Origin of the sequence: Aquirufa salirivi (assembly GCF_045310485.1) — a bacterium.
Taxonomy (GTDB): Bacteria; Bacteroidota; Bacteroidia; order Cytophagales; family Spirosomataceae; genus Aquirufa; species Aquirufa salirivi.
The window spans coordinates 97,839-118,079 of the sequence record NZ_JBEWZH010000001.1; the positions used below are offsets into that span (position 1 = coordinate 97,839).

Consider the following 20,241-nt stretch of genomic DNA (forward strand, 5'->3'; position numbering starts at 1 on the left):
CCTACATTCTACATTGATTTCTAATTTCCCTATCTTTGCACCCATGAAATTCTACAAATACCAAGGCACAGGAAATGATTTTGTGATCATCGATGACCGAGAAGGAAAATTCCAGCTCGGTCAGAAGGAGATTGCCCATTTGTGTCATCGTCGTTTTGGTATTGGCGCAGATGGACTCATGCTGCTTCAAAAAGCAGAAGGTTATGATTTCCGCATGGTCTATTATAATTCGGATGGAACCGAAGGAAGTATGTGCGGAAATGGTGGACGCTGTTTAGTTCGCTTTGCGGCCGATTTAGGTTTAGTAAACGATTTCACTACTTTTATTGCCGTTGATGGCGAACATCAAGCGCACATTAACCCCAATGAAATATCCTTGCACATGCAAAATGTGTCTGAGATAGAAGCCATTTCTTCCGACTATTTTGCCCAAACAGGATCACCCCACCTTGTTCGTTTTAGCTCTGCCGTGCAAGAGGAAGATGTCAAAAACATCGGTGCTCAAATTCGCTATTCGGATACGTTTAAAAGCCGGGGTGGCACCAATGTCAATTTCGTAGAATTATTGAATCAAGGTCTCTTTGTTCGTACTTATGAACGAGGGGTTGAGGATGAAACTTATTCTTGCGGAACAGGAGTAACGGCAGCTGCGTTGGTAGCTAATGCCATCCATGGATTAACAAGTCCCGTGGCTATCCAAACCATCGGAGGAAAGCTGTCCATTGAGTTTAAAGGAAATGCCCAAACAGGCTTTTATGATGTCTATTTAATTGGGCCAGCTGTACGGGTATTTGAAGGGGAAATCACATCCCTTTAACTGGAATATGGGTCAAAATACCCACTAAACTAGTCTGATTGTCTTCCACCCTCATAATTTTCACTCGATAATCTCCATCAGGCAGGTAAATGAAAGGAATAATTCCTGAAACCCTGCGTACATAAATGGCATCGTGAAACTTGATTTGTCGAGCACGATCCAACTCTTCGAAATACAAACTAAATACCCAATTTTCTTTTTTAGCATTTTCAAAGACCACATACATCCCATCCGAACCATGGGACATTCTTGCCCGCGTCTTTTCTCCCGAATATCGTAGACCATTTTTCTCGAGACTAAACTTCAACAAGTCTTTGCCATGAGGAGCCTTTGGTATAGATACAACATCTGTTTGAAAGTCCTTCTCGAGTTTTGCTTCACGTTTATCTAGGGTATAAAATCCATTTTTGAATGTCAAGGAAACTACATCATTGGCATATTTAACTGAAGCTGGTAATTCGGCAGTAAAGTCGACGATTGGACCCCCTAATTGTGCAAGTTCTTTTAAACTAGGAGCCCCTAAATCAGCCTTTTGACCTAAAGAATCTTTAAAATAATAATGCTCACGATGCTGCATACTATGCTTTATGATGGCCGCTGATTGCGCACTGGTAAAATTGATGACAGCCAACAAATTATTCCAATAAGATAGGGCAAAGTACAGGATGGAGCAACCTACAAAACCCCAAGCTCTCCACGTTTTAATACCTGGGAATGCATGCCAAAGCATCAAACATAAGCTCATTAAAAACAAGGTGCTGTTGATGGCATATCGACTTTCAAACACAAATTCAATGGGTAAATTGGCTCTTCCTACTGCGTAAATAAATGCTGTAGCGAGGACGAATAATTGAATGGCAATTAATAAATCTAAGGATGATTTTCGTCGGATGATTTGATAGATATGTCGAAATACAAATATCATCCAAGTCCCAAAAACAGCAATTCCAATACCTAAACTAAGCTCAACCCGAAACTCGGATGAAGTAGAGAAAAATACCCCAACAAAAGAGCCCAAATAGACAAAAAATATTTGAACGATAGAACCTACCATATGTAAATTATCCGTCAAGTGTCCTCGTTGAAAAGGATGCTGATAACCCCACATGTACAAACTAAAAAAGGCAACACCTGCTACCGACCAGAGAATCCAAAAAGTCCAACGGTAATTCTTTAAGATAGGAAAAGCTGCTACAAACAACAGAAAGCCATTTCCACTCGTAAAAACGGCGATAAAAGCTAGGAAAATGGCCCATATAAATTGTGTAGATTGTTTCCCCTTACCATCTAACACATAAAATACCAATAAAATAAAAAACACAATACTATTGTGCTGTAAGGCACAAACAGGCCAGAAAACATTGTGAAAATAGGCGGCATTGTACCAAATAAAAGCCAAGGGAATAATCCACCAATGAGGTAATTGATAGCGATGCAAATAGCCATTCAATAAGACATGAACCCCTAGGGTGGCACCAGCGCCAATCAAATTCAAGGTCATGTAATTGATTTGACCCGAAATAGTATATTGAATTAAACTGACGATGGACAAATAACCCTCACGGTGTTCATTGCATTGAGAAGCCAACAAAGCTATTTTTTCTGCCAGATTATCATCCCCATGAAAAAATCGAATGATGAAACCGTTAATAGCACTCCAATCATCCGCAAAGGGAGCATTTATTCCAAATTTCAGAAGAAAGAAATAGAAGAAAATGGCAGGAGCCAGAGAAAGAAAAAAATAAAAATGCCGCTGGCTAAACAAGTTCATCAATCCAATTATAATTCTTGCGAAAATTTTCTAATTTAGAGGCAATGTGTTCGTATATCCACAAAAGTAAGCAAATATTTTGACAGCCCTATTTGAAAATTAACCCTATGGCATTACACCTTGACAATACCACTCAACAAAATGTGAATCAATGGCTTTCTGGAGCCTATGATGCAGAAACAAAATCTCAAATCCAACAATTAATTGATCAAGAAGATCAAATTACCTTAACCGATTCCTTTTATAAATCCTTGGAGTTTGGTACGGGAGGAATGAGAGGCGAAATGGGCGTAGGCTGCAATCGCATGAACCGCTATACGGTAGGTGCTGCTACCCAAGGATTTGCGAATTATTTATTAACGGTATTAGGGAATCAAAAAATCAAAGTGGTCATTGCCCATGATTCCAGAAATAATTCACCCGAATTTTGTCGGATTGCCGCTGATATTTTTACCGCCAATGGCATCGAAGTATATTTATTTCCAGCGCTTCGCCCAACTCCCCAGCTATCCTTTGCGGTGCGTCATTTAGGTTGCCATGCCGGTATTGTAATTACTGCGTCGCATAATCCGAAAGAATACAATGGATATAAAGCCTATTGGTCGGACGGTTCACAGGTGGTAGCTCCTCACGACAAAAACATTGTGGCTGAAGTGAATGCAATTCTTTCGGTAGATGATATTAAGTTCCAAGGGAATGATGCATTACTGCATCTATTGGATGATCAAATCGATCAAGAATATCTAAAAACGATTCAAGCTAATTGTCGTCAGCCAGAAGTCATTCAGCGCCAGAAAGATTTAAAAATTGTCTTTTCTCCTATTCATGGAACGGGAATAACGCTGGTACCTAAAGCACTAGCTTTATTAGGATTTACTTCGGTTCATGTCGTTCAAGAACAAGCGGAACCCAATGGAAATTTCCCTACGGTTATTTATCCAAATCCAGAGGAAAAAGAAGCCATGACTTTAGCGCTAGATCAGGCAAAGGCTTTGGACGCAGATTTGGTCATTGCTACGGACCCAGATGCGGACCGAGTGGGGGCAGCAGTAAAAAGTCCTAGTGGAGAATGGCAGTTGCTGAATGGAAATCAAATGGCAAGTTTGATTTTATATTATCTATTGAAGGTAGACAAAAAATTAGGTCGATTAACAGGCAAAGAATTTGTGGCCAAAACCATTGTGACCACGGATTTAATTGATAAAATGTGTGCTCAACAAGGGGTTCCTTGCTACAATACGCTGACCGGATTCAAATACATTGCACAGGTGATTCGAGAATTAGAAGGTAAAGAGAAGTTTATTGGTGGTGGAGAGGAGTCCTATGGCTATTTAATTGGCGATGCTGTGCGTGATAAAGATGCGGTGGCCTCATGTGCTATGATAGCGGAATTAACCGCTTATGCGAAAGATCAAGGCAAATCCCTTTTTGACTTTTTAGCAGAAATGTACATCGAGAATAATTTCTATTACGAAGGTTTAATTTCTTTAACTAAAAAAGGAAAGGCGGGAGCTGAAGAAATCAAGCAAATGATGATTAATCTTCGTTCCAATGTGCCTGCTAGCGTAGCAGGAAGCAAGCCCGTGAAGGTTTTGGATTATGAAGGCTTACAGTCAACGGACTTAACCACAGGACAAGTTAACCCAATTGTCGAAGGTCGAGGAATTGAGGCTTCCAATGTGATTCAATTGATCTTAGCTGATGGTTCTAAGGTTTCAGCAAGACCTTCGGGTACGGAGCCAAAAATCAAATTCTATGTTTCTGTCAATGCACCATTGGCTTCTGCTGCCGATTTTGATACGACCTTTAGCTCTTTACAAGCCAAAGTCAAAACCATTCAAGAGGATTTAGGCCTTAAATAAGGATTGGATGTCATTGGAAAATGACGCAATATTTTGGTATCAAAAAACCCAGGCAGAATTGTCTGGGTTTTTTGATTTTTTATTGGAATTCAACGCTCTTTTTCCTAACGCTGGCAAGGTTTGTAACCTTGACAGCGTTGAGCGTTGTAACGTTTTTCGAACAAATTATATTGTCCAAGAAATTGATATTAAGCTAATTTGAACTCCGAAGTAAAATGGAATTCAATCTCCGGATTATTCGTTTGGTTCATGCGCAAAATCCAATCGGACTCAGCTAGAAACACGTAGTTACCATCTTTGTCCTGAGCAATATTTTGTCCTTTCAAACGAACGAACTCTTGTAATTTCTTAGGGTCTTCTGAGGTTATCCAGCAAGCTTTACTAACTTGCATGCCATCAAAACGACATTTGGCGCCGTACTCATGTTCCAAACGATATTGAATAACTTCATACTGTAAATCCCCAACGGTTCCTACAATTTTACGATTACCTAATTGGGGTTGAAGGAATAATTGAGCTACCCCTTCATCAGTCAATTGATCAATTCCCTTTTCCAATTGCTTGGATTTCATCGGGTCTAAATTGATCAATTCCTTAAAAATTTCAGGTGAAAAATTAGGTATGCCCTGGTAATTTAACACTTCACCTTCCGTCAAGGTATCACCAATTTTAAAATTTCCTGTATCGTATAAACCAATCACATCGCCTGGAAATCCTTCTTCAATCACTTCTTTCTCCTGAGCCATGAAATTATATGGATTGGCAAAGCGGACATTCTTTTTCAAACGGATGTGTTGATAAAAGGTATTTCGTTGAAATACACCCGAACAAATGCGCAAGAAGGCAATTCTATCCCGATGTTTCGGGTCCAAGTTAGCATGTATCTTAAATACAAATCCAGTAAATTTCTTCTCAGAAGGCTCCACTACTCGGACATCGGTACCACGTGCCTGCGTAGGTGGGGCAATCTTGGTAAACGTATCTAGCAATTCTTGTATACCAAAATTGTTTACGGCTGAACCAAAAAATACAGGGGCAATTTCACCAGACAAATACTCAGCACGGTCAAATGGTTCATAGACTCCTTCGATCAAATCCACATCTTCTCGTAATTGAGCCGCATCCTTTTCTCCTACGCGTGCATCTAATTCTGGCGTATGAATATCTACTGACACTACATTTTTTTCAATCTTGGTTTTATTGGCAGAAAACAAATTCAATGAACGATCCAGTAAATGGTATACTCCTTTAAAATTTGATCCCATATTAATCGGCCAAGTTAATGGCCGTACACTAATGGAGAGTTTTTGCTCTAATTCATCCAACAAATCAAATGGATTTTGACCTTCACGGTCCATTTTGTTGATAAAAATAATCACCGGTGTTTTACGCATCCGACAAACCTCCATCAAGCGCTCTGTCTGTTCCTCTACCCCTTTCACACAGTCAATGACCAAAATAACGGAGTCTACCGCCGTCAGGGTTCTATAGGTATCTTCAGCAAAGTCCTTGTGACCAGGAGTATCCAAAATATTAATTTTAACTCCTTGGTAATCAAAAGTCATTACGGATGTAGCCACCGAAATACCTCTTTGGCGTTCAATTTCCATGAAGTCGGAGGTTGCCCCCTTCTTAATTTTATTGGACTTTACTGCACCTGCTGTTTGGATTGCCCCTCCAAAAAGAAGCAATTTTTCCGTTAAAGTAGTCTTTCCGGCATCGGGGTGGGAGATAATTCCAAAGGTTCTTCTTTTGGCAATTTCGGCTGCGAGCTTACTCATTCAATGAATATTTTAAATCAAGATGCAAAAGTACAGCAAAAAAAAATGGCACCCAATTTGGGTGCCAAATATTACAAGTCATATAAGCTAGTTTTTCTGATTCAAATTACTATGCTTTTTACTGTATAGGAAGTAAACGATTACACCTAAGCTACCCCAAATCAAGAAGGAAATTTTGGTTTCTGTCCGTAATCCCCACATCAAATACAGGTTACATAAGATACCCGCAGTGGCTACAAATGGCAACCACGGAGCACGGAAAGGGCGCTCAATATTAGGCTCACGAACACGCAATAACCATACCGCACCACAAATCATGGCGAAAGCCAATAAGGTTCCTGAACTACACATTTCTGATACTTTATCAATAGGTGTAAGTGCAGAAACGACCGACACAATTCCACCAACGAAAATCGTACTTTTCCAAGGTGTTTTGAATTTTGGGTGGATAGCTCCAAACAAACCTTTAGGTAATAAACCATCTTTTGCCATACCTAAGAAGATACGTGTTTGAGATAACATCATCACCAACATCACCGAAGTTAAGCCTGCCGTGGCCGCTATAGTTACGATGTACATGGCAATAGGTAAGCCTGCTCCTTCAAAAGCTGAAGCAACTGGTGCTTTCAAATCCAAGGTATCGTATTTTACCATCCCCGTTAATACCAAGGAAACCAATATGTACAATAAGGTACATATTAACAAAGAGGCAATAATGGCAAATGGAATATCTTTGGTCGGGTTGATTGCCTCTCCAGCTTGCGTAGAAACTGCATCAAAACCAATGTAAGCAAAGAAAATAATACTCGCAGCGGTTACTACACCATTGAATCCATAATGCTGAGCTCCTGAATCATCGATTACCGCTTCTGGAATAAATGGATGCCAATTAGCGGTATCTACATAAAAAGCACCTACTACAATGACAAAAATAACAGCGGCCACTTTCATAATAACGATTAAGTTATTGGTGCTAGCTGCCTCTTTGATTCCTTTCACTAAAACCCAAGTAACTCCCCAAACAATCAAGAAAGCGGGTAAATTAAAAGCAAAAGCAAAATCGGGTACCACTTCCCCAGCTGCACGTAGTTTCTCCGCTTTTTCTGCGGCCGTAATAGGGTCATTGGTGAGATAAATAGGTAAGTTAATGTTGAAGAGATGTAATAGTTTTTCAAAGTACCCAGACCAGGCCACAGCTACCGTAGTAGCTCCCATCATGTATTCCAATATCAGGTTCCAACCTATGAACCAAGCAAAAAATTCACCCACTGTACCATATGAATAGGCATATGCGGAGCCTTCTACAGGCAAAATAGAAGCAAATTCAGCATAACATAATGCTGCAAATGTACAGGCTACACCTGCCATCACAAAAGACAAAGCCAAAGCTGGACCAGCCCAATCATGGGCAGCAATTCCTGTTAAGGTAAAAATACCCCCACCAATAACAGCTCCAATGCCTAAAGAGGTCAAAGCCCATTTTCCAAGAACACGTTTTAATTGATTGTTTTTTACATCGGCAGCATAGGCTTCCAATGGTTTTTTTCTCCAAATACTGTTGCTCATAGCATCAAATTTTTAAATGGAAATCATTAAAAAGCCGGTGCAATTTTTGCACCGGCCTAATGAATTTATTTCTTTTCTTTTTTCGACGTACCTAAGTCGATTACAATAGGTGCAGCTACAAATATAGAAGAATATGCACCAAATACAACACCAATAAACATGGCGAAAGAGAATCCTCTCAAGACTTCCCCACCAAAGAATAACAAGACTGTTACTACTAAGAATACGGTGGTAGCTGTCATAACGGTACGCGACATGGTATGGTTAATCGACTCGTTGATGGTTTTAATCATCAATGGCTTATTTCCTAAATCAGGATTTACACCAATTTCCTCACGAATACGGTCAAATACCACCACGGTATCATTAATGGAATAACCAATCACCGTTAAGATTGCTGCAATGAATACTTGGTCTACCTCTAATTCAAAACCAAACAAACGAACGATACCCACCATACCTAGCACCACTAAAGTATCGTGCAACAAGGCAATGATACCTCCTAAAGAGTACTGCCATTTGCGGAAACGAATCAAGATATAAACAAAGATGGCGATCAAGGCATAGAAAATGGATACAAAAGATTGCGTCAAAATATCATCTGCTACTGTAGCACCTACTTTTGATTCAGATAAAATCTTAGGATTGCTGGCAGAAAACTCGCTCAATCCTTTTTCCAAGGCTGTTCTCACCGTTTGATTCGCTTGGATAGACTCATCTCCTACTAAATAAGAGGTAGTCACCTTTAATTTAGTTTGGCCATTATAGGTCTTAACTTCTGATCCAATACCATTGAAATCATCTTTCAATGCTTCTTTCACTAATCCTGCTTCAACTGGTTTAGAGAATTCAACCACATAAGAACGACCTCCTTTGAAATCAACTCCTAAGTTGAATCCACCTTGCATAAACAACACAATAGCTCCTACCGTAATTAAGCCCCAAGAAAACCAATAAGAATATTTACGTTTTCCGATAAAATCAAAATTCATGCCTTTGAAAAGATCTTTAGAAATAAATGTTTCAAAGGTCATTTCTTTTTCTTTACCAGCTTTAATAGCACGTTTAGCCATCCAATCGATAAAGATGTGTGATAAGTATACTGCAGTAAATACTGAAGTAATCAAACCAATACAAAGCGTTACTCCAAATCCTTTGACAGAACCGGAACCGAAAATAATCAAGATGACACCGACTAATACCGTCGTAATGTTACCATCCAAAATGGCACTTAATGCTTTCTCATAACCTAAGTTAATAGCTTCTAATAAGCCTTTGCCTTTACGTAATTCTTCACGAATACGCTCATTGATCAACACGTTAGCATCTACTGCCATTCCTAAAGTCAATACGATACCAGCAATACCCGGCAAAGTCAAGGAAGCTTGGATTTGAACCAAAACCCCTGCAATAAAGAATAAGTTGAAGAACAAAGACAAGTTAGCCATCCAACCCGGAGTACCATAATAACCCACCATGAAGATGATCACTAATAATAAACCTAATACCATGGATAAATACCCTTGGTCAATTGCTTCATTTCCTAAAGATGGACCTATAAATGCATCTTCCACAATACGTGTAGGAGCTGGTAATTTACCTGCTTTCAATACATTGGCTAAGTCTTTAGCTTCTTCTACTGTAAAGTTTCCTGAAATAGAAGAACGACCTCCTGGAATCTCTCCATTGATTACGGGAGCGGAATACACATAACCATCTAATACGATAGCTATACGACGGCCCACATTAGCGCCAGTTAAGTTTTTCCAAATACGAGCACCTGTTCCATTCATGGACATGGTTACTTCTGCACGGCCTGTTTGATCAAAATCTTGAGCCGCATCCGTAATCACATCACCTTCTAAAGGAGCAGATTGACCTTCTCCTTTTTTCAAGGCCTCCAAACTCAAAATTTCATCTCCATTCGTAGCAGGAGTACCTTTGGCAGACCAAGCAAATGTCAAATTCGCAGGGAAGAAACTTTTAACCTCTGGACGACGGAATAAGGCATTTACACGTGCTGTATCTTTACGATATACGCCAATACCATTTCCCATTTGAACAAATAATTTAGTCAAAGCATTACCAGCGGCTGTATCAGTCTTAGCTTTTCCAGTATCCGCCTTGGGTGCAGATGACAATTGAGATGCTAATGCATTCGCAGACGTATCTTTACTTGCTACAGCAGGAGTACTTGCCGCTGCTACCGGTGCCTTAGTTTCTTGCTCTAATAAAGCGCCTAAAGCATTTAAGCCAGCACCATATTCATTCAATTCATAGCACTCAACAAATTCCAATTTCGCGGCTCCTGATAATAATTTACGAGCACGCTCTGGATTATCCACGCCCGGTAATTCTACTTGAATACGGTTAGAACCTGGCAAACGCTGAATATTGGGGTTAGCAACACCAAATTTGTCAATACGCGCCTGAATAATTTTGTACACACGATCCACAGCACCATCAATCTCTGCATTAATTACTTTCTTCACTTGAGAGTCTGATGTGCTAGAACTGATTTTACCGCGGTTAACCGAGTTTGCAAAAACAGAAGCTAAGCTTTGGTTAGGTGCAATTTTAGCAAATGCAGCATAAAATAACTCGTTGAAAGGTAGAGTTGAATTCATCTGTTGTTTCGCAGCCTCGGCAATTGCCTTCTCAAAAGTAGGGTCATTACTCTTTCCAGATAATGCACGTAAAATTTCATCGGGTGAAACTTCCAATACGGCATGTAAACCTCCTTCAAGGTCTAGACCTTTCTGTAAGGCATATTGAGTTACCTCTTGAAATGTATAACCTAAATAAACAGGTTGCTTCCAAAGAGAATCGATGAAACGTAAACGTTTTGCTGGATCATACTTACCGTCTTTGGCAGTAGCATAAGAAATAGCTTGATCACGTAATTGATTCGCTTTCCAAGTAAAGGAAAGGAAAAAGATACATAGGGCTGAAATAATGGTAGACAGCCATATAATGGCACTTTTGTAACGCATAATTGTAAATTAAAAATGAAATGAAATAAGAATATATTCGTCCAAATTACTAGACAATTCTCAAGGGGCCAGAGTGGCTATGTATTGAGTAAATAGTATGCTCAGAATTTGAGCACGGGGCAAAGAAGTGGGTAATTTAAAGGCATGCAAGGTTTCCCGGAAACTAGGAAGACTGATTTGCTGAAAGGCCCAATCCGTAGGGAAATCAAATTGCAAATTACTACTCACCTGATATACAGGCTGTTCTGCTTTTACGACTGTTTCAGGAGTGGATTCTTTTTTACTTACTGGGTACTTTTTATCCGTTTTTACAAGCTTCTTTTCTGCTGAAAACAGAGAAATAGGATTCGCTACCAACCAAAACAGGACAGGTAGAAATAAAAACAATTGAAAAAAGTTGACCTTCTTTTGCATGATGGGGAGCAAAAATAGGATATTTTTTTTACAATTCCATTTCCCACAGGATAAGATTAAAATTTGTAAATTTGTCAAACAAAACCCCTGAGCATGTTGGCCTACCTGGATCCCATTCATATTAAATCCTTTATTCAAGCTGCCTTGAAGGAGGACGTTGGCCCTGGAGATTATACCTCATTGGCCACAGTGAATCAAGATGCCCAAGGAAAAGCCCAATTATTGGTCAAGGATGAAGGGATATTAGCAGGTGTAGAAATGGCTTTGTACATTTTTAAAGAGGTTGATGCAGCTCTACACGTACAAACTTTCATGACAGATGGGGCAAGTATCCAGCATGGTCAAGTCGTATTAGAAGTACAAGGAAATGCTCAATCGATTCTAAAAGCAGAGCGTTTAGTGTTAAACTGTATGCAAAGAATGTCGGGAATTGCCACTTATACCAGACGTATGGTCAACTTACTGGAAGGCACTCGTTCACAATTATTGGACACCCGCAAAACAACACCCAATTTCAGAATAGCTGAAAAGTGGGCTTGTAAAATAGGTGGTGCTGCGAATCACCGTTTTGCGCTATATGATATGATCTTAATCAAAGATAACCATGTCGATTACGCAGGTGGAATCAAAGCAGCATTAGAACAAGCGATTTCCTATAACCAAAAGCATCAATTGGGACTAGCCATTGAAATAGAGGTTAGAAATGAATCAGAATTAGATGAGGTTTTGGAAATTGGTGGAGTACAGCGCATCATGTTGGACAACTTCAGTCCCGGCCGTCTACGAGATGCCATCAGAAGAATTAACGGAAGATTCATAACGGAAGCTTCTGGAGGAATTACAGAAAAGACCTTGCGAGCCTATGGCGAAACGGGTGTTGATTATATATCGATGGGAGCATTAACCCATCAAATCAAGAGTTTAGATCTTAGCTTAAAAGCAAAAAAAGCATGAATTTAACGGAAGAAGCAGCAGAAGTTGGTTATATCAGTAGATCCGCCCCAAAGGGACCGGAATTAATTGAAGCCATCAAAAAATTAAAAGCAGAAAAAAATGCCGTGATATTAGCTCATTACTATGTTGATGGGGAAATTCAAGAATTGGCTGATTTTGTGGGAGATAGCTTAGGTTTATCACAAGCTGCAGAAAAAACAACGGCCGATTTAATCGTATTTTGTGGGGTGCATTTCATGGGAGAGACTGCCAAGATTTTAAATCCTAGTAAGAAAGTCGTTGTTCCGGACTTCAATGCAGGCTGTTCCTTAGCTGATTCGGTACCTGTAGAAGAATTCGCTGCATTAAAAGCCAAGCATCCGAATGCCGTGGTGGTGAGTTATATCAATTGCTCTGCCGAAATTAAAGCGATGACGGACATTATTTGCACCTCATCCAATGCCGTACAAGTAGTGGAATCTATCCCAAAAAATCAGGAAATCATCTTTGCTCCAGATGCAAATTTGGGGAGGTATGTTGCCCATAAAACAGGTCGAGAGTTGATTTTGTGGGAAGGCGCTTGCATGGTACACATTGACATTTCATTGGAAAAATTGAAAAAATTGCGTGTTGAATTCCCAGATGCGCTATTGATTGCTCATCCAGAGTGCAAGGAGATGATTTTGCGGGAAGCTGATTATGTGGGAAGTACCACAGCGTTATTGAATTATGTAGAAAAATCAGACCGACAAACCTTCATTGTGGCTACAGAAGCAGGCATTTTACATAAAATGAAAATGGCTGTTCCGAATAAGCATTTAATTCCTGCGCCTGCCAATGAGCAAAACTCATGTGCTTGCAGCGAATGTCCTTATATGAAAATGAATACCCTGGAAAAATTGTACAATGCCTTGTACTACGAACTTCCAGAAATTCACTTGAGAGAAGAAATCCGAATTCCAGCTTACAAGGCCTTAAAAGCGATGTTGGAAATTTCCAAGTAAGGTTTAAAAATGAGCTTGGGAGTCCTTAAGCTACTGACTGCTTGGGTAATTAAGGGATTGCTTGGGAAATTAAGTGAACGGTTGAGGGGGGGGGTATGGCACCTAGATTTGTCAACTTTGACAAAGTTGACAAATCTAAATGGGAAAAATCAAAAATAAAAATCAACTTATTGATGTAATTCAAACAAGGCTTCAATCTCCACGGGTATATTATCAGGTAAGGTTCCCATCCCCACAGCGCTTCGCACTCCAATGCCCATTTCTTCTCCCCAAACTTTGGCAAATAATTCACTACATCCATTGATAATGTAAGGATGACGCTCAAAATCTGAGGTGCAATTGACCATTCCTAGCACCTTTACTACCCGTTTTACTCGATCTAAACTTCCCAATTGAGCTTTTAAGGTGGCCAATATCGTTAATCCAACTTGTTGAGCCGCCTCCTTACCCTCCTCCATCGTGAATGCCTCTCCAATCCTTCCAATAATCAGCTGACCATTGGTTTGCACGGGTCCATGACCTGAAACATAATATAATTCACCCATTTGAAGCCCTGGTTTATAAACTCCCAATGGGCTTGGTGCTGGTGGTAATGCCAAATTCAAGGCCGCAAAATTCTCTTCTGGTGTACGCTTATCCATATAATTGATGTATTATTTCTGAAATTAAACCTGTCCAGCCTGTTTGATGACTGGCTCCTAAACCTTTACCCGTATCTCCATCGAAATACTCAAAAAACAACATAGAATCCCTAAAATTCTCATCCTCCTGCATCTTTTCATAAGTACCATACATCGGTATCCTACCTTCTTTATTCGGAACAAATAGATCCAATAAGCGCTTAGAAACACCCTCAGCCGCATCTTTGATATTGACCATTACGCCAGAATTCGTAGGAAACTCGACTTCATAATCCGTTCCATAATAGTCCGAGAACTTTCTCAAAGAATCAATAATCAAGAAATTCATAGGAAACCAAATAGGCCCGCGCCAATTGGAATTACCCCCAAACATATCTCCCGTTGATTCCGCTGGATCATAATTCACCTGAATCGTTCCTCCATCATAAATAAACTTATAAGGATGTTCTTGATGGTATTTCGACAAAGTTCTTATGCCAAAATCGGATAAGAATTCCGTTTCATCAAACATACGTTTCATGATCATTTTCATACGATGACCGCGCAAAATCGACAACAATCGACTCTCTCCTTTGCCAGGTTCATACCAACGAGAAATCAAATTGGCCAAATCTGGTCGGTTGTTCAATACCCATTCTACCCTTCTTTTAAACTGTGGTAATTTTTCCAACATATCAGATGTCAAGACCTCCACCGCAAATAATGGAATCAGGCCTACCATGGAACGCAATTTCAACAACATCAGACTGCCATCTTCTTTGTGCAACATATCATAGTAAAACTGATCATCCTCATCCCACAAATTTAATTTGTCCCCTCCAATGGCCTGCATCGCTCCGGCAATGTGTAAAAAGTGCTCAAAGAATTTGGAAGCCATGTCTTGATATACTGGCTTTTCAATGGAAATTTCACAGGCTATGCGCAGCATATTCAAGCTGTACATGGCCATCCAGCCAGTTCCATCGGCTTGTTCCAAATGCCCACCCGTAGGCAAAGTGGCTGATCGGTCAAATACTCCAATATTATCCATCCCCAAAAAGCCTCCTCCAAAAATATTATTTCCTCCTTCATCCTTCAGGTTCACCCACCAAGTGAAGTTCAACAAGAGTTTATGGAATATTCTTTCTAAAAAGGTAAGGTCGCCCTTGCCTCCATTCATCTGCTTATCAATCTCATACACTTTCCAGGTAGCCCATGCATGTACGGGCGGATTCACATCTGAAAACGACCATTCATAAGCTGGAATTTGACCGTTCGGATGCATGTAGTATTCCCTCAGAATAACCGCCAATTGACGTTTCGCAAAATCTGGATCTAGTCGAGCCAAAGGCAGGGTATGAAATGCCAAATCCCAGGCTGCAAACCAAGGATACTCCCACTTATCTGGCATGGATAAAATATTGGCCGCATACATATGTCGCCACGTACTATTCCTTCCCACCTTTCTACTCGGATGCGGAGGTGGCATGGATGGGTCCCCTTTAATCCACTCAAACACATTATAATAATACCATTGCTTCGTCCACAACATGCCCGCGTAGGATTGGCGTTGTATAGCGCGCAACTTTTCCTCCTTTACCTTACCATGCATATCATCGTAAAAATCATTGGCCTCCTGAATTCTGGCTGAATAAACAGCATCAAAATCCTCAAAAGGATGTTGCATGGATTGGCTTGTCAATCGCAGTCGGAATACTTTTTTACCACCCGCAGGAATTTTTGCCGAAAAACGAACAGCCGCCTTACTTCCTATATTATTTGGATTGATGGTGTTTTTGGCCTTATTGACGATGTAATCATTGATTCCATCTTTCACAAAATGACTCAGATTGGGCGAATCATGCAGGCGACGAAAATTGGTTTCATTGTCACAAAATAAAAACTCATCTGCATTCTCCGCATATAGCTTAAAACGACCCACCACTCGATGATCCACTTCAATAAATGAATGACCCACTCCAGTCAATAAGGGCTTGTATTTGTAATTTTCATATCCCCAACACCAAGTATTGCGATACCAAATGGTGGGCAACACCGTAATAGGTGCTGCTACTTTAGCCCTATTTTCTACGGTAACCTGAATCAATATATCTTGCTCATCGGCTTTGGCATATTCCATTTTGATGTCAAAATATTCATTTCGATCAAAAATGCCCGTATCCAATAACTCATATTCAGGCTCTAAACGAGTCCTCTTTTTACTTTCATCAATCAGTTTTTGATAAGGGAAAGCTTGATGAGGGTATTTATAACTCATCCGCATGTAGGAGTGCGTAGGTGTGGAATCCTCGTAATAATACAATTCCTTCACATCCTCCCCATGGTTAGATTCTCCACCTGTTAGACCAAAAAAGCGTTCCTTTAAAATATGATCTTTATGATTCCAAAAAGAAAAAGCAAAGCATACATGCTGCTTATTATCTGAGATTCCACCTATACCTTCTTCCCCCCAACGGTAGGCCTTGGATCGCGCCATGTCGTGCGTAATGGAGTCCCAAGCATTTCCATGAGCTGAATAATCCTCACGTACGGTACCCCATTGTCTTTCCGTTAAATATGGCCCCCACTTCTTCCAACCTTTATTATCATTCCGAGTTTTTAATCGTGCACGCTCCGCTCCTAGTTCCGACATATCCTTTAATTTGTATGAATAAATGCAAATCGCAAAGTTATTGATTTCAAGCAGATTCGAAATAGAAAGCAAGACGAATTCAAAACTACCGATGAAAAATACTATTCAAGATTGAAATTAGTCCATAAACAGGTTTAAATCCTACCATGAATTCTAGCAAAAATGAATATATTGCTTTTCAAATGGCTTAATTTTAATTCGAAAGATCAAAAATTGATTCATTTCTTTGGTTTCTGCTTATCAATCCTTCCATCAACAACATGAAAAAATATTTCTTCCTTCTCTCCTTAACCACTTTAGGTTATTTTCAATCCTTCGCTCAGGCTCAGAATGCAGCATTAAACCAGCTGACAGATGCATTCTATGAGAATCAACTTCAAATGAATCCACTTTCTGCTACTCAAAATGGAGATAATCGATTCAACGATCAATTGACTTTTGATTTTACCGATGATTATCGAGCTAAACAAAAAGCCTATTCTCAAAAAACCCTTGCCAGCCTAAAAAGCATCCCATTGAAGGATTTGAATGATAATGACCGACTGAGTTATGAAATTCTAAAAAACACGTTAGAGCTTAACCTAGAAGGATTATCATTTCCAGAAAATTACATCCCACTCAATCAATTTCAAGGATTTCACTTAACCTTTGCTCAATATGGTTCTGGGTCGGTAGTGCAGCCCTTTAAAACCGTCAAAGACTATGCCAATTGGGAAAAAAGAATGCATTTAGGCGCGGCTTGTTTAGACAGCAGTATCGTCTATTTCAAAAAAGGGTTGAAGACAAATTATGTTTTACCTAAAGCTTTGGTCCTGAAATTAATTGGACAATTAGAATCTTTTGATAAGTCTGATCTTACGCAAAGCACCTTTTATGGTCCTTTAAAAAACTTCCCATCTAGTTTTAGCCCAGCAGAAAAAGATCAATTTATTGCATCCTATTCATCCATCATTGAAAAGGAAATCATTCCAGCCTACCGTCGATTAGCCGTATTTATCAAAAACGAATATTTACCTAAAGCCCGAGCTACTTCTGGCGCGCAAGGACTACCCGATGCTGCACGGTATTATCAATACAAAATCCGACAAATGACCACCACCAATATGTCGGCCGAAGAAATTCATGCCATAGGACTGAAAGAAGTGAAACGAATTCAGGAAGAGATGGAAAAAACCAAAAAGTCGGTGGGCTTTTCTGGCGACCTAAAAGCATTCTTCCATTTTATAGAAAATGACCGACAATTTATGCCTTTCAAAACAGAAGCTGAGGTGATTGAAGGCTATTATGCCATTTATCGAAGAATGGAAAACAAGGTAAAAGGAATGTTTGGGGTAATCCCTAAATCTCAATTTGAGGTAAGAGCCACGGAAGCTTTTCGTGCTGCCAGTGCCGCTGCTCAATATAACCCGGGTTTAGCGGATGGTTCAAGACCGGGTATTTTTTATGTGCCTATTTTGGATGCGAGCAAATTCAACAACACTGGAATGGAAAGTTTATTCCTGCATGAAGCTATTCCAGGCCACCATTATCAAGTGAGTTTGCAAAGAGAAAATGCTAGCATCCCTGCCTTTCGCAGATTTGGCTTCAATGCAGCCTATGGTGAAGGATGGGGTTTATATGCCGAAAGCTTAGGCAAAGACTTAGGTTTATATACGGATCCATATCAATATATGGGTGCTTTAGGACACGAAATTCATCGTGCCATTCGTTTAGTCGTAGATACAGGACTACATTCCCAAAATATGAGTCGAGAAGAAGCCATCGAATACATGATGGCCAATGAACCGATTAGTCTTCAAAAAGCCACTGCCGAAATTGAGCGCTATATGACCTATACAGGACAAGCCCTTTCCTACAAGATCGGTGAATTGAAAATCAAAGAAATTAGAGCACGTCTGGAGAAAAAACTAGGCCAAAAATTCAACCTAAGCCAATTCCATGATGAAATTCTAAAAGATGGACGTTTACCTTTAGACCTCCTGTCTGAAAAAATGGATCGTTGGGCCAATAAACAATAAATTAATCACAAAAAAATAAACCATTATTCTATGAAAAAATTAATCATTATGTTGGCCTTGTTCCTATTTTGGGGCTGCCAAAACAAAGAAAATACGGCAACGATGCCCAGCCATGATGCCCTTGGAAAATTAGTTGATACATACTATGAAGATCAATTAAAACTAAACCCCGTTAACGCCACGGTAAACGGCGACAATCGTTACAATGATCAATTAACTTTTGATTTCACGGACAGTCACCGTGCCAAACTAAAAGACCTTTATCAAAAAACATTAGTACAACTGGAGGGAATTGATCGTGAAACATTGAATGATAATGATCAACTCACCTTTAATATTCTGAAACGAGAATTAAACCTAAACTTGAAGGGATTGGGCTTTAAAGATAACTACATACCACTAAATCAATTTTATAGCTTCCATTTAATTTTCGCACAATTAGGCAGCGGCTCTGTCATACAGCCGTTCAAGAACGTGAAAGATTATGATAATTGGCTGAAAAGAATGGAATTAGGCGCTGTTTATTTAGATAGCACTCAAACCTATTTTAGAAAGGGAATGGCCAACAAATTTGTATTGCCTAAAATTTTAGTGGAAAAAATGATTGGTCAATTGGAATCATTTACGACCAAAGACATCACTAAAAGTACCTTTTATGGACCTATTACCAATCTTCCCAAAAACTTCTCAGCTGAAGATAAAAAAAGGTTAACGGCAGCTTATACCTTAGTCATTCAAAATCAAGTAATTCCCGCTTACGAAAGAATAGCAGCATTCTTAAAAAAGGAATATTTGCCTGTAGCTCGAACAAGCGCTGGGATCAGTGAAGTGCCAGACGGGCAAGCTTATTATACCTATTTGATTGAAACAATGACCACAACAAAAAAACCTGCGGAAGAAATCTACCAAATGGGTTTGAAGGAAGTCAAACGTATTCAATCTGAAATGATTCGAATCAAAAACACCGTTGGGTTCAAAGGCGATTTACCTGCATTTTTTGAGTACATGAAAAATGATCCAAAATTTTATCCATACCAAAAACCAGAAGAAGTATTGGCTGCCTTCCATGCTATTCATAAAAAAATGGAGCCTAAATTGATGGAAATGTTTGCTAACAAACCTAAGACGCCCTTTGAAATCAGGCAAACTGAAGCATTCAGAGCCGCCAGCGCTAGTGCCGAATATTTCGCAGGTTCAGAAGATGGGACTCGTCCAGGTATCTTTTATGTTCCCATATTAGATGCCAAAAATTTCAACTACTCCAGTGGGATGGAAAGCTTATTTTTACACGAAGCCATTCCTGGTCATCACTATCAAATTAGTTTACAACAAGAAAATAAATCAATCCCTAAATACCGAAGATTTGGGGGCAATTCAGCTTATGCAGAAGGATGGGCCTTGTATACCGAAAGTCTAGGGAAAGAATTAGGCCTTTATACAGACCCTTATCAATACATGGGTGCTTTAGGCGATGAAATGCACCGGGCTATTCGGCTTGTGGTAGATGTTGGTATTCATGTTAAGAAAATGACCCGAGAAGAGGCGATTGATTACATGATGGCGAATGAACAAATCAGTTTGCAAGGTGCAACAGCTGAAATAGAGCGTTATATGGTCATTCCTGCTCAAGCTTTAAGTTATAAAATTGGCGCCTTAAAAATCCGAGAAATTAGAGAAAAGGTTAAAACTCAATTGGCTGATAAATTTAACCTAGCGAAATTTCATGATGAAATACTAAAAGATGGAAATATGCCCTTGGAGGTACTAGAGGCTAAAATGGATCGTTGGGCAAAAAAGCAATAAACATTC

General features: G+C 39.6%; 13 protein-coding genes. 6 read left to right on the forward strand and 7 right to left on the reverse strand.

Features of this window, described 5'->3' with window-relative positions; translation table 11 throughout:
- Positions 1-43 precede the first annotated feature (43 nt).
- Positions 44-817: a diaminopimelate epimerase gene (dapF, locus tag U0R11_RS00355; RefSeq protein WP_269010382.1), complete on the forward strand. Its 774-nt coding sequence runs from the start codon at positions 44-46 to the stop codon at positions 815-817.
- Here the strand turns inward: dapF and U0R11_RS00360 are convergent.
- Positions 804-2,588, reverse strand: a complete 1,785-nt coding sequence (locus U0R11_RS00360; RefSeq protein WP_406749281.1) for a hypothetical protein — start codon at positions 2,586-2,588, stop codon at positions 804-806. The genes dapF and U0R11_RS00360 overlap by 14 nt on opposite strands.
- Positions 2,589-2,695: 107 nt before the next feature.
- Between U0R11_RS00360 and U0R11_RS00365 the strand changes: the two genes are divergently transcribed.
- Positions 2,696-4,450, forward strand: a complete 1,755-nt coding sequence (locus U0R11_RS00365; protein ID WP_406749282.1) for a phospho-sugar mutase — start codon at positions 2,696-2,698, stop codon at positions 4,448-4,450.
- 188 nt (positions 4,451-4,638) lie between these two features.
- Here U0R11_RS00365 and U0R11_RS00370 read toward each other — a convergent pair whose 3' ends face one another.
- From U0R11_RS00370 to U0R11_RS00385, 4 genes are all read right to left on the reverse strand, one after another.
- Positions 4,639-6,231, reverse strand: coding sequence for a peptide chain release factor 3 (locus U0R11_RS00370; protein WP_406749283.1), 1,593 nt, complete (start codon positions 6,229-6,231; stop codon positions 4,639-4,641).
- Positions 6,232-6,318: 87 nt separating this feature from the next.
- Positions 6,319-7,797 (reverse strand): APC family permease, encoded by a 1,479-nt coding sequence (locus U0R11_RS00375; protein WP_406749284.1) that lies wholly within the window; start codon positions 7,795-7,797, stop codon positions 6,319-6,321.
- Positions 7,798-7,862: 65 nt separating this feature from the next.
- Positions 7,863-10,790, reverse strand: a complete 2,928-nt coding sequence (gene secDF, locus U0R11_RS00380; RefSeq protein ID WP_406749285.1) for a protein translocase subunit SecDF — start codon at positions 10,788-10,790, stop codon at positions 7,863-7,865.
- Between the two features lie 60 nt (positions 10,791-10,850).
- Positions 10,851-11,204: a hypothetical protein gene (locus U0R11_RS00385; protein WP_406749286.1), complete on the reverse strand. Its 354-nt coding sequence runs from the start codon at positions 11,202-11,204 to the stop codon at positions 10,851-10,853.
- 93 nt (positions 11,205-11,297) lie between these two features.
- On the opposite strand from U0R11_RS00385, the gene nadC reads away from it, so the two are divergent.
- Together nadC and nadA are read left to right on the forward strand one after the other, a co-directional pair.
- Complete coding sequence (gene nadC / locus U0R11_RS00390) at positions 11,298-12,158, forward strand: carboxylating nicotinate-nucleotide diphosphorylase (protein ID WP_406749287.1); 861 nt, start codon at positions 11,298-11,300, stop codon at positions 12,156-12,158.
- A complete protein-coding gene (gene nadA, locus U0R11_RS00395) occupies positions 12,155-13,141 on the forward strand; it encodes a quinolinate synthase NadA (protein ID WP_406749288.1) in 987 nt (328 codons plus the stop codon). Before nadC ends, nadA begins: the two co-directional genes overlap by 4 nt.
- Positions 13,142-13,308: 167 nt before the next feature.
- Here the strand turns inward: nadA and U0R11_RS00400 are convergent, their stop codons facing one another.
- The gene (locus U0R11_RS00400) at positions 13,309-13,782 is read right to left on the reverse strand and encodes a RidA family protein (RefSeq protein ID WP_166374716.1); all 474 of its coding nucleotides are present in this window, start codon (positions 13,780-13,782) and stop codon (positions 13,309-13,311) included.
- Positions 13,775-16,414: an MGH1-like glycoside hydrolase domain-containing protein gene (locus tag U0R11_RS00405; RefSeq protein ID WP_406749289.1), complete on the reverse strand. Its 2,640-nt coding sequence runs from the start codon at positions 16,412-16,414 to the stop codon at positions 13,775-13,777. Before U0R11_RS00405 ends, U0R11_RS00400 begins: the two co-directional genes overlap by 8 nt.
- Positions 16,415-16,674: 260 nt before the next feature.
- Here U0R11_RS00405 and U0R11_RS00410 point away from each other — a divergent pair, with 260 nt between their 5' ends.
- Together U0R11_RS00410 and U0R11_RS00415 are read left to right on the forward strand one after the other, a co-directional pair.
- Positions 16,675-18,432 carry a DUF885 domain-containing protein gene (locus U0R11_RS00410; protein ID WP_406749290.1) on the forward strand — a complete coding sequence of 586 codons (1,758 nt, stop codon included), beginning with the start codon at positions 16,675-16,677 and terminating at the stop codon, positions 18,430-18,432.
- 30 nt (positions 18,433-18,462) lie between these two features.
- A complete protein-coding gene (locus tag U0R11_RS00415; RefSeq protein ID WP_406749291.1) occupies positions 18,463-20,235 on the forward strand; it encodes a DUF885 domain-containing protein in 1,773 nt (590 codons plus the stop codon).
- Positions 20,236-20,241: the final 6 nt, after the last annotated feature.

Coding starts and splice junctions, on each gene's coding strand:
- dapF (WP_269010382.1), top strand. CDS start 44: ATGAAATTCTACAAATACCAAGGCACAGGAAATGATTTTGTGATCATC.
- U0R11_RS00360 (WP_406749281.1), bottom strand. CDS start 2,588: ATGAACTTGTTTAGCCAGCGGCATTTTTATTTTTTTCTTTCTCTGGCT.
- U0R11_RS00365 (WP_406749282.1), top strand. CDS start 2,696: ATGGCATTACACCTTGACAATACCACTCAACAAAATGTGAATCAATGG.
- U0R11_RS00370 (WP_406749283.1), bottom strand. CDS start 6,231: ATGAGTAAGCTCGCAGCCGAAATTGCCAAAAGAAGAACCTTTGGAATT.
- U0R11_RS00375 (WP_406749284.1), bottom strand. CDS start 7,797: ATGAGCAACAGTATTTGGAGAAAAAAACCATTGGAAGCCTATGCTGCC.
- secDF (WP_406749285.1), bottom strand. CDS start 10,790: ATGCGTTACAAAAGTGCCATTATATGGCTGTCTACCATTATTTCAGCC.
- U0R11_RS00385 (WP_406749286.1), bottom strand. CDS start 11,204: ATGCAAAAGAAGGTCAACTTTTTTCAATTGTTTTTATTTCTACCTGTC.
- nadC (WP_406749287.1), top strand. CDS start 11,298: ATGTTGGCCTACCTGGATCCCATTCATATTAAATCCTTTATTCAAGCT.
- nadA (WP_406749288.1), top strand. CDS start 12,155: ATGAATTTAACGGAAGAAGCAGCAGAAGTTGGTTATATCAGTAGATCC.
- U0R11_RS00400 (WP_166374716.1), bottom strand. CDS start 13,782: ATGGATAAGCGTACACCAGAAGAGAATTTTGCGGCCTTGAATTTGGCA.
- U0R11_RS00405 (WP_406749289.1), bottom strand. CDS start 16,414: ATGTCGGAACTAGGAGCGGAGCGTGCACGATTAAAAACTCGGAATGAT.
- U0R11_RS00410 (WP_406749290.1), top strand. CDS start 16,675: ATGAAAAAATATTTCTTCCTTCTCTCCTTAACCACTTTAGGTTATTTT.
- U0R11_RS00415 (WP_406749291.1), top strand. CDS start 18,463: ATGAAAAAATTAATCATTATGTTGGCCTTGTTCCTATTTTGGGGCTGC.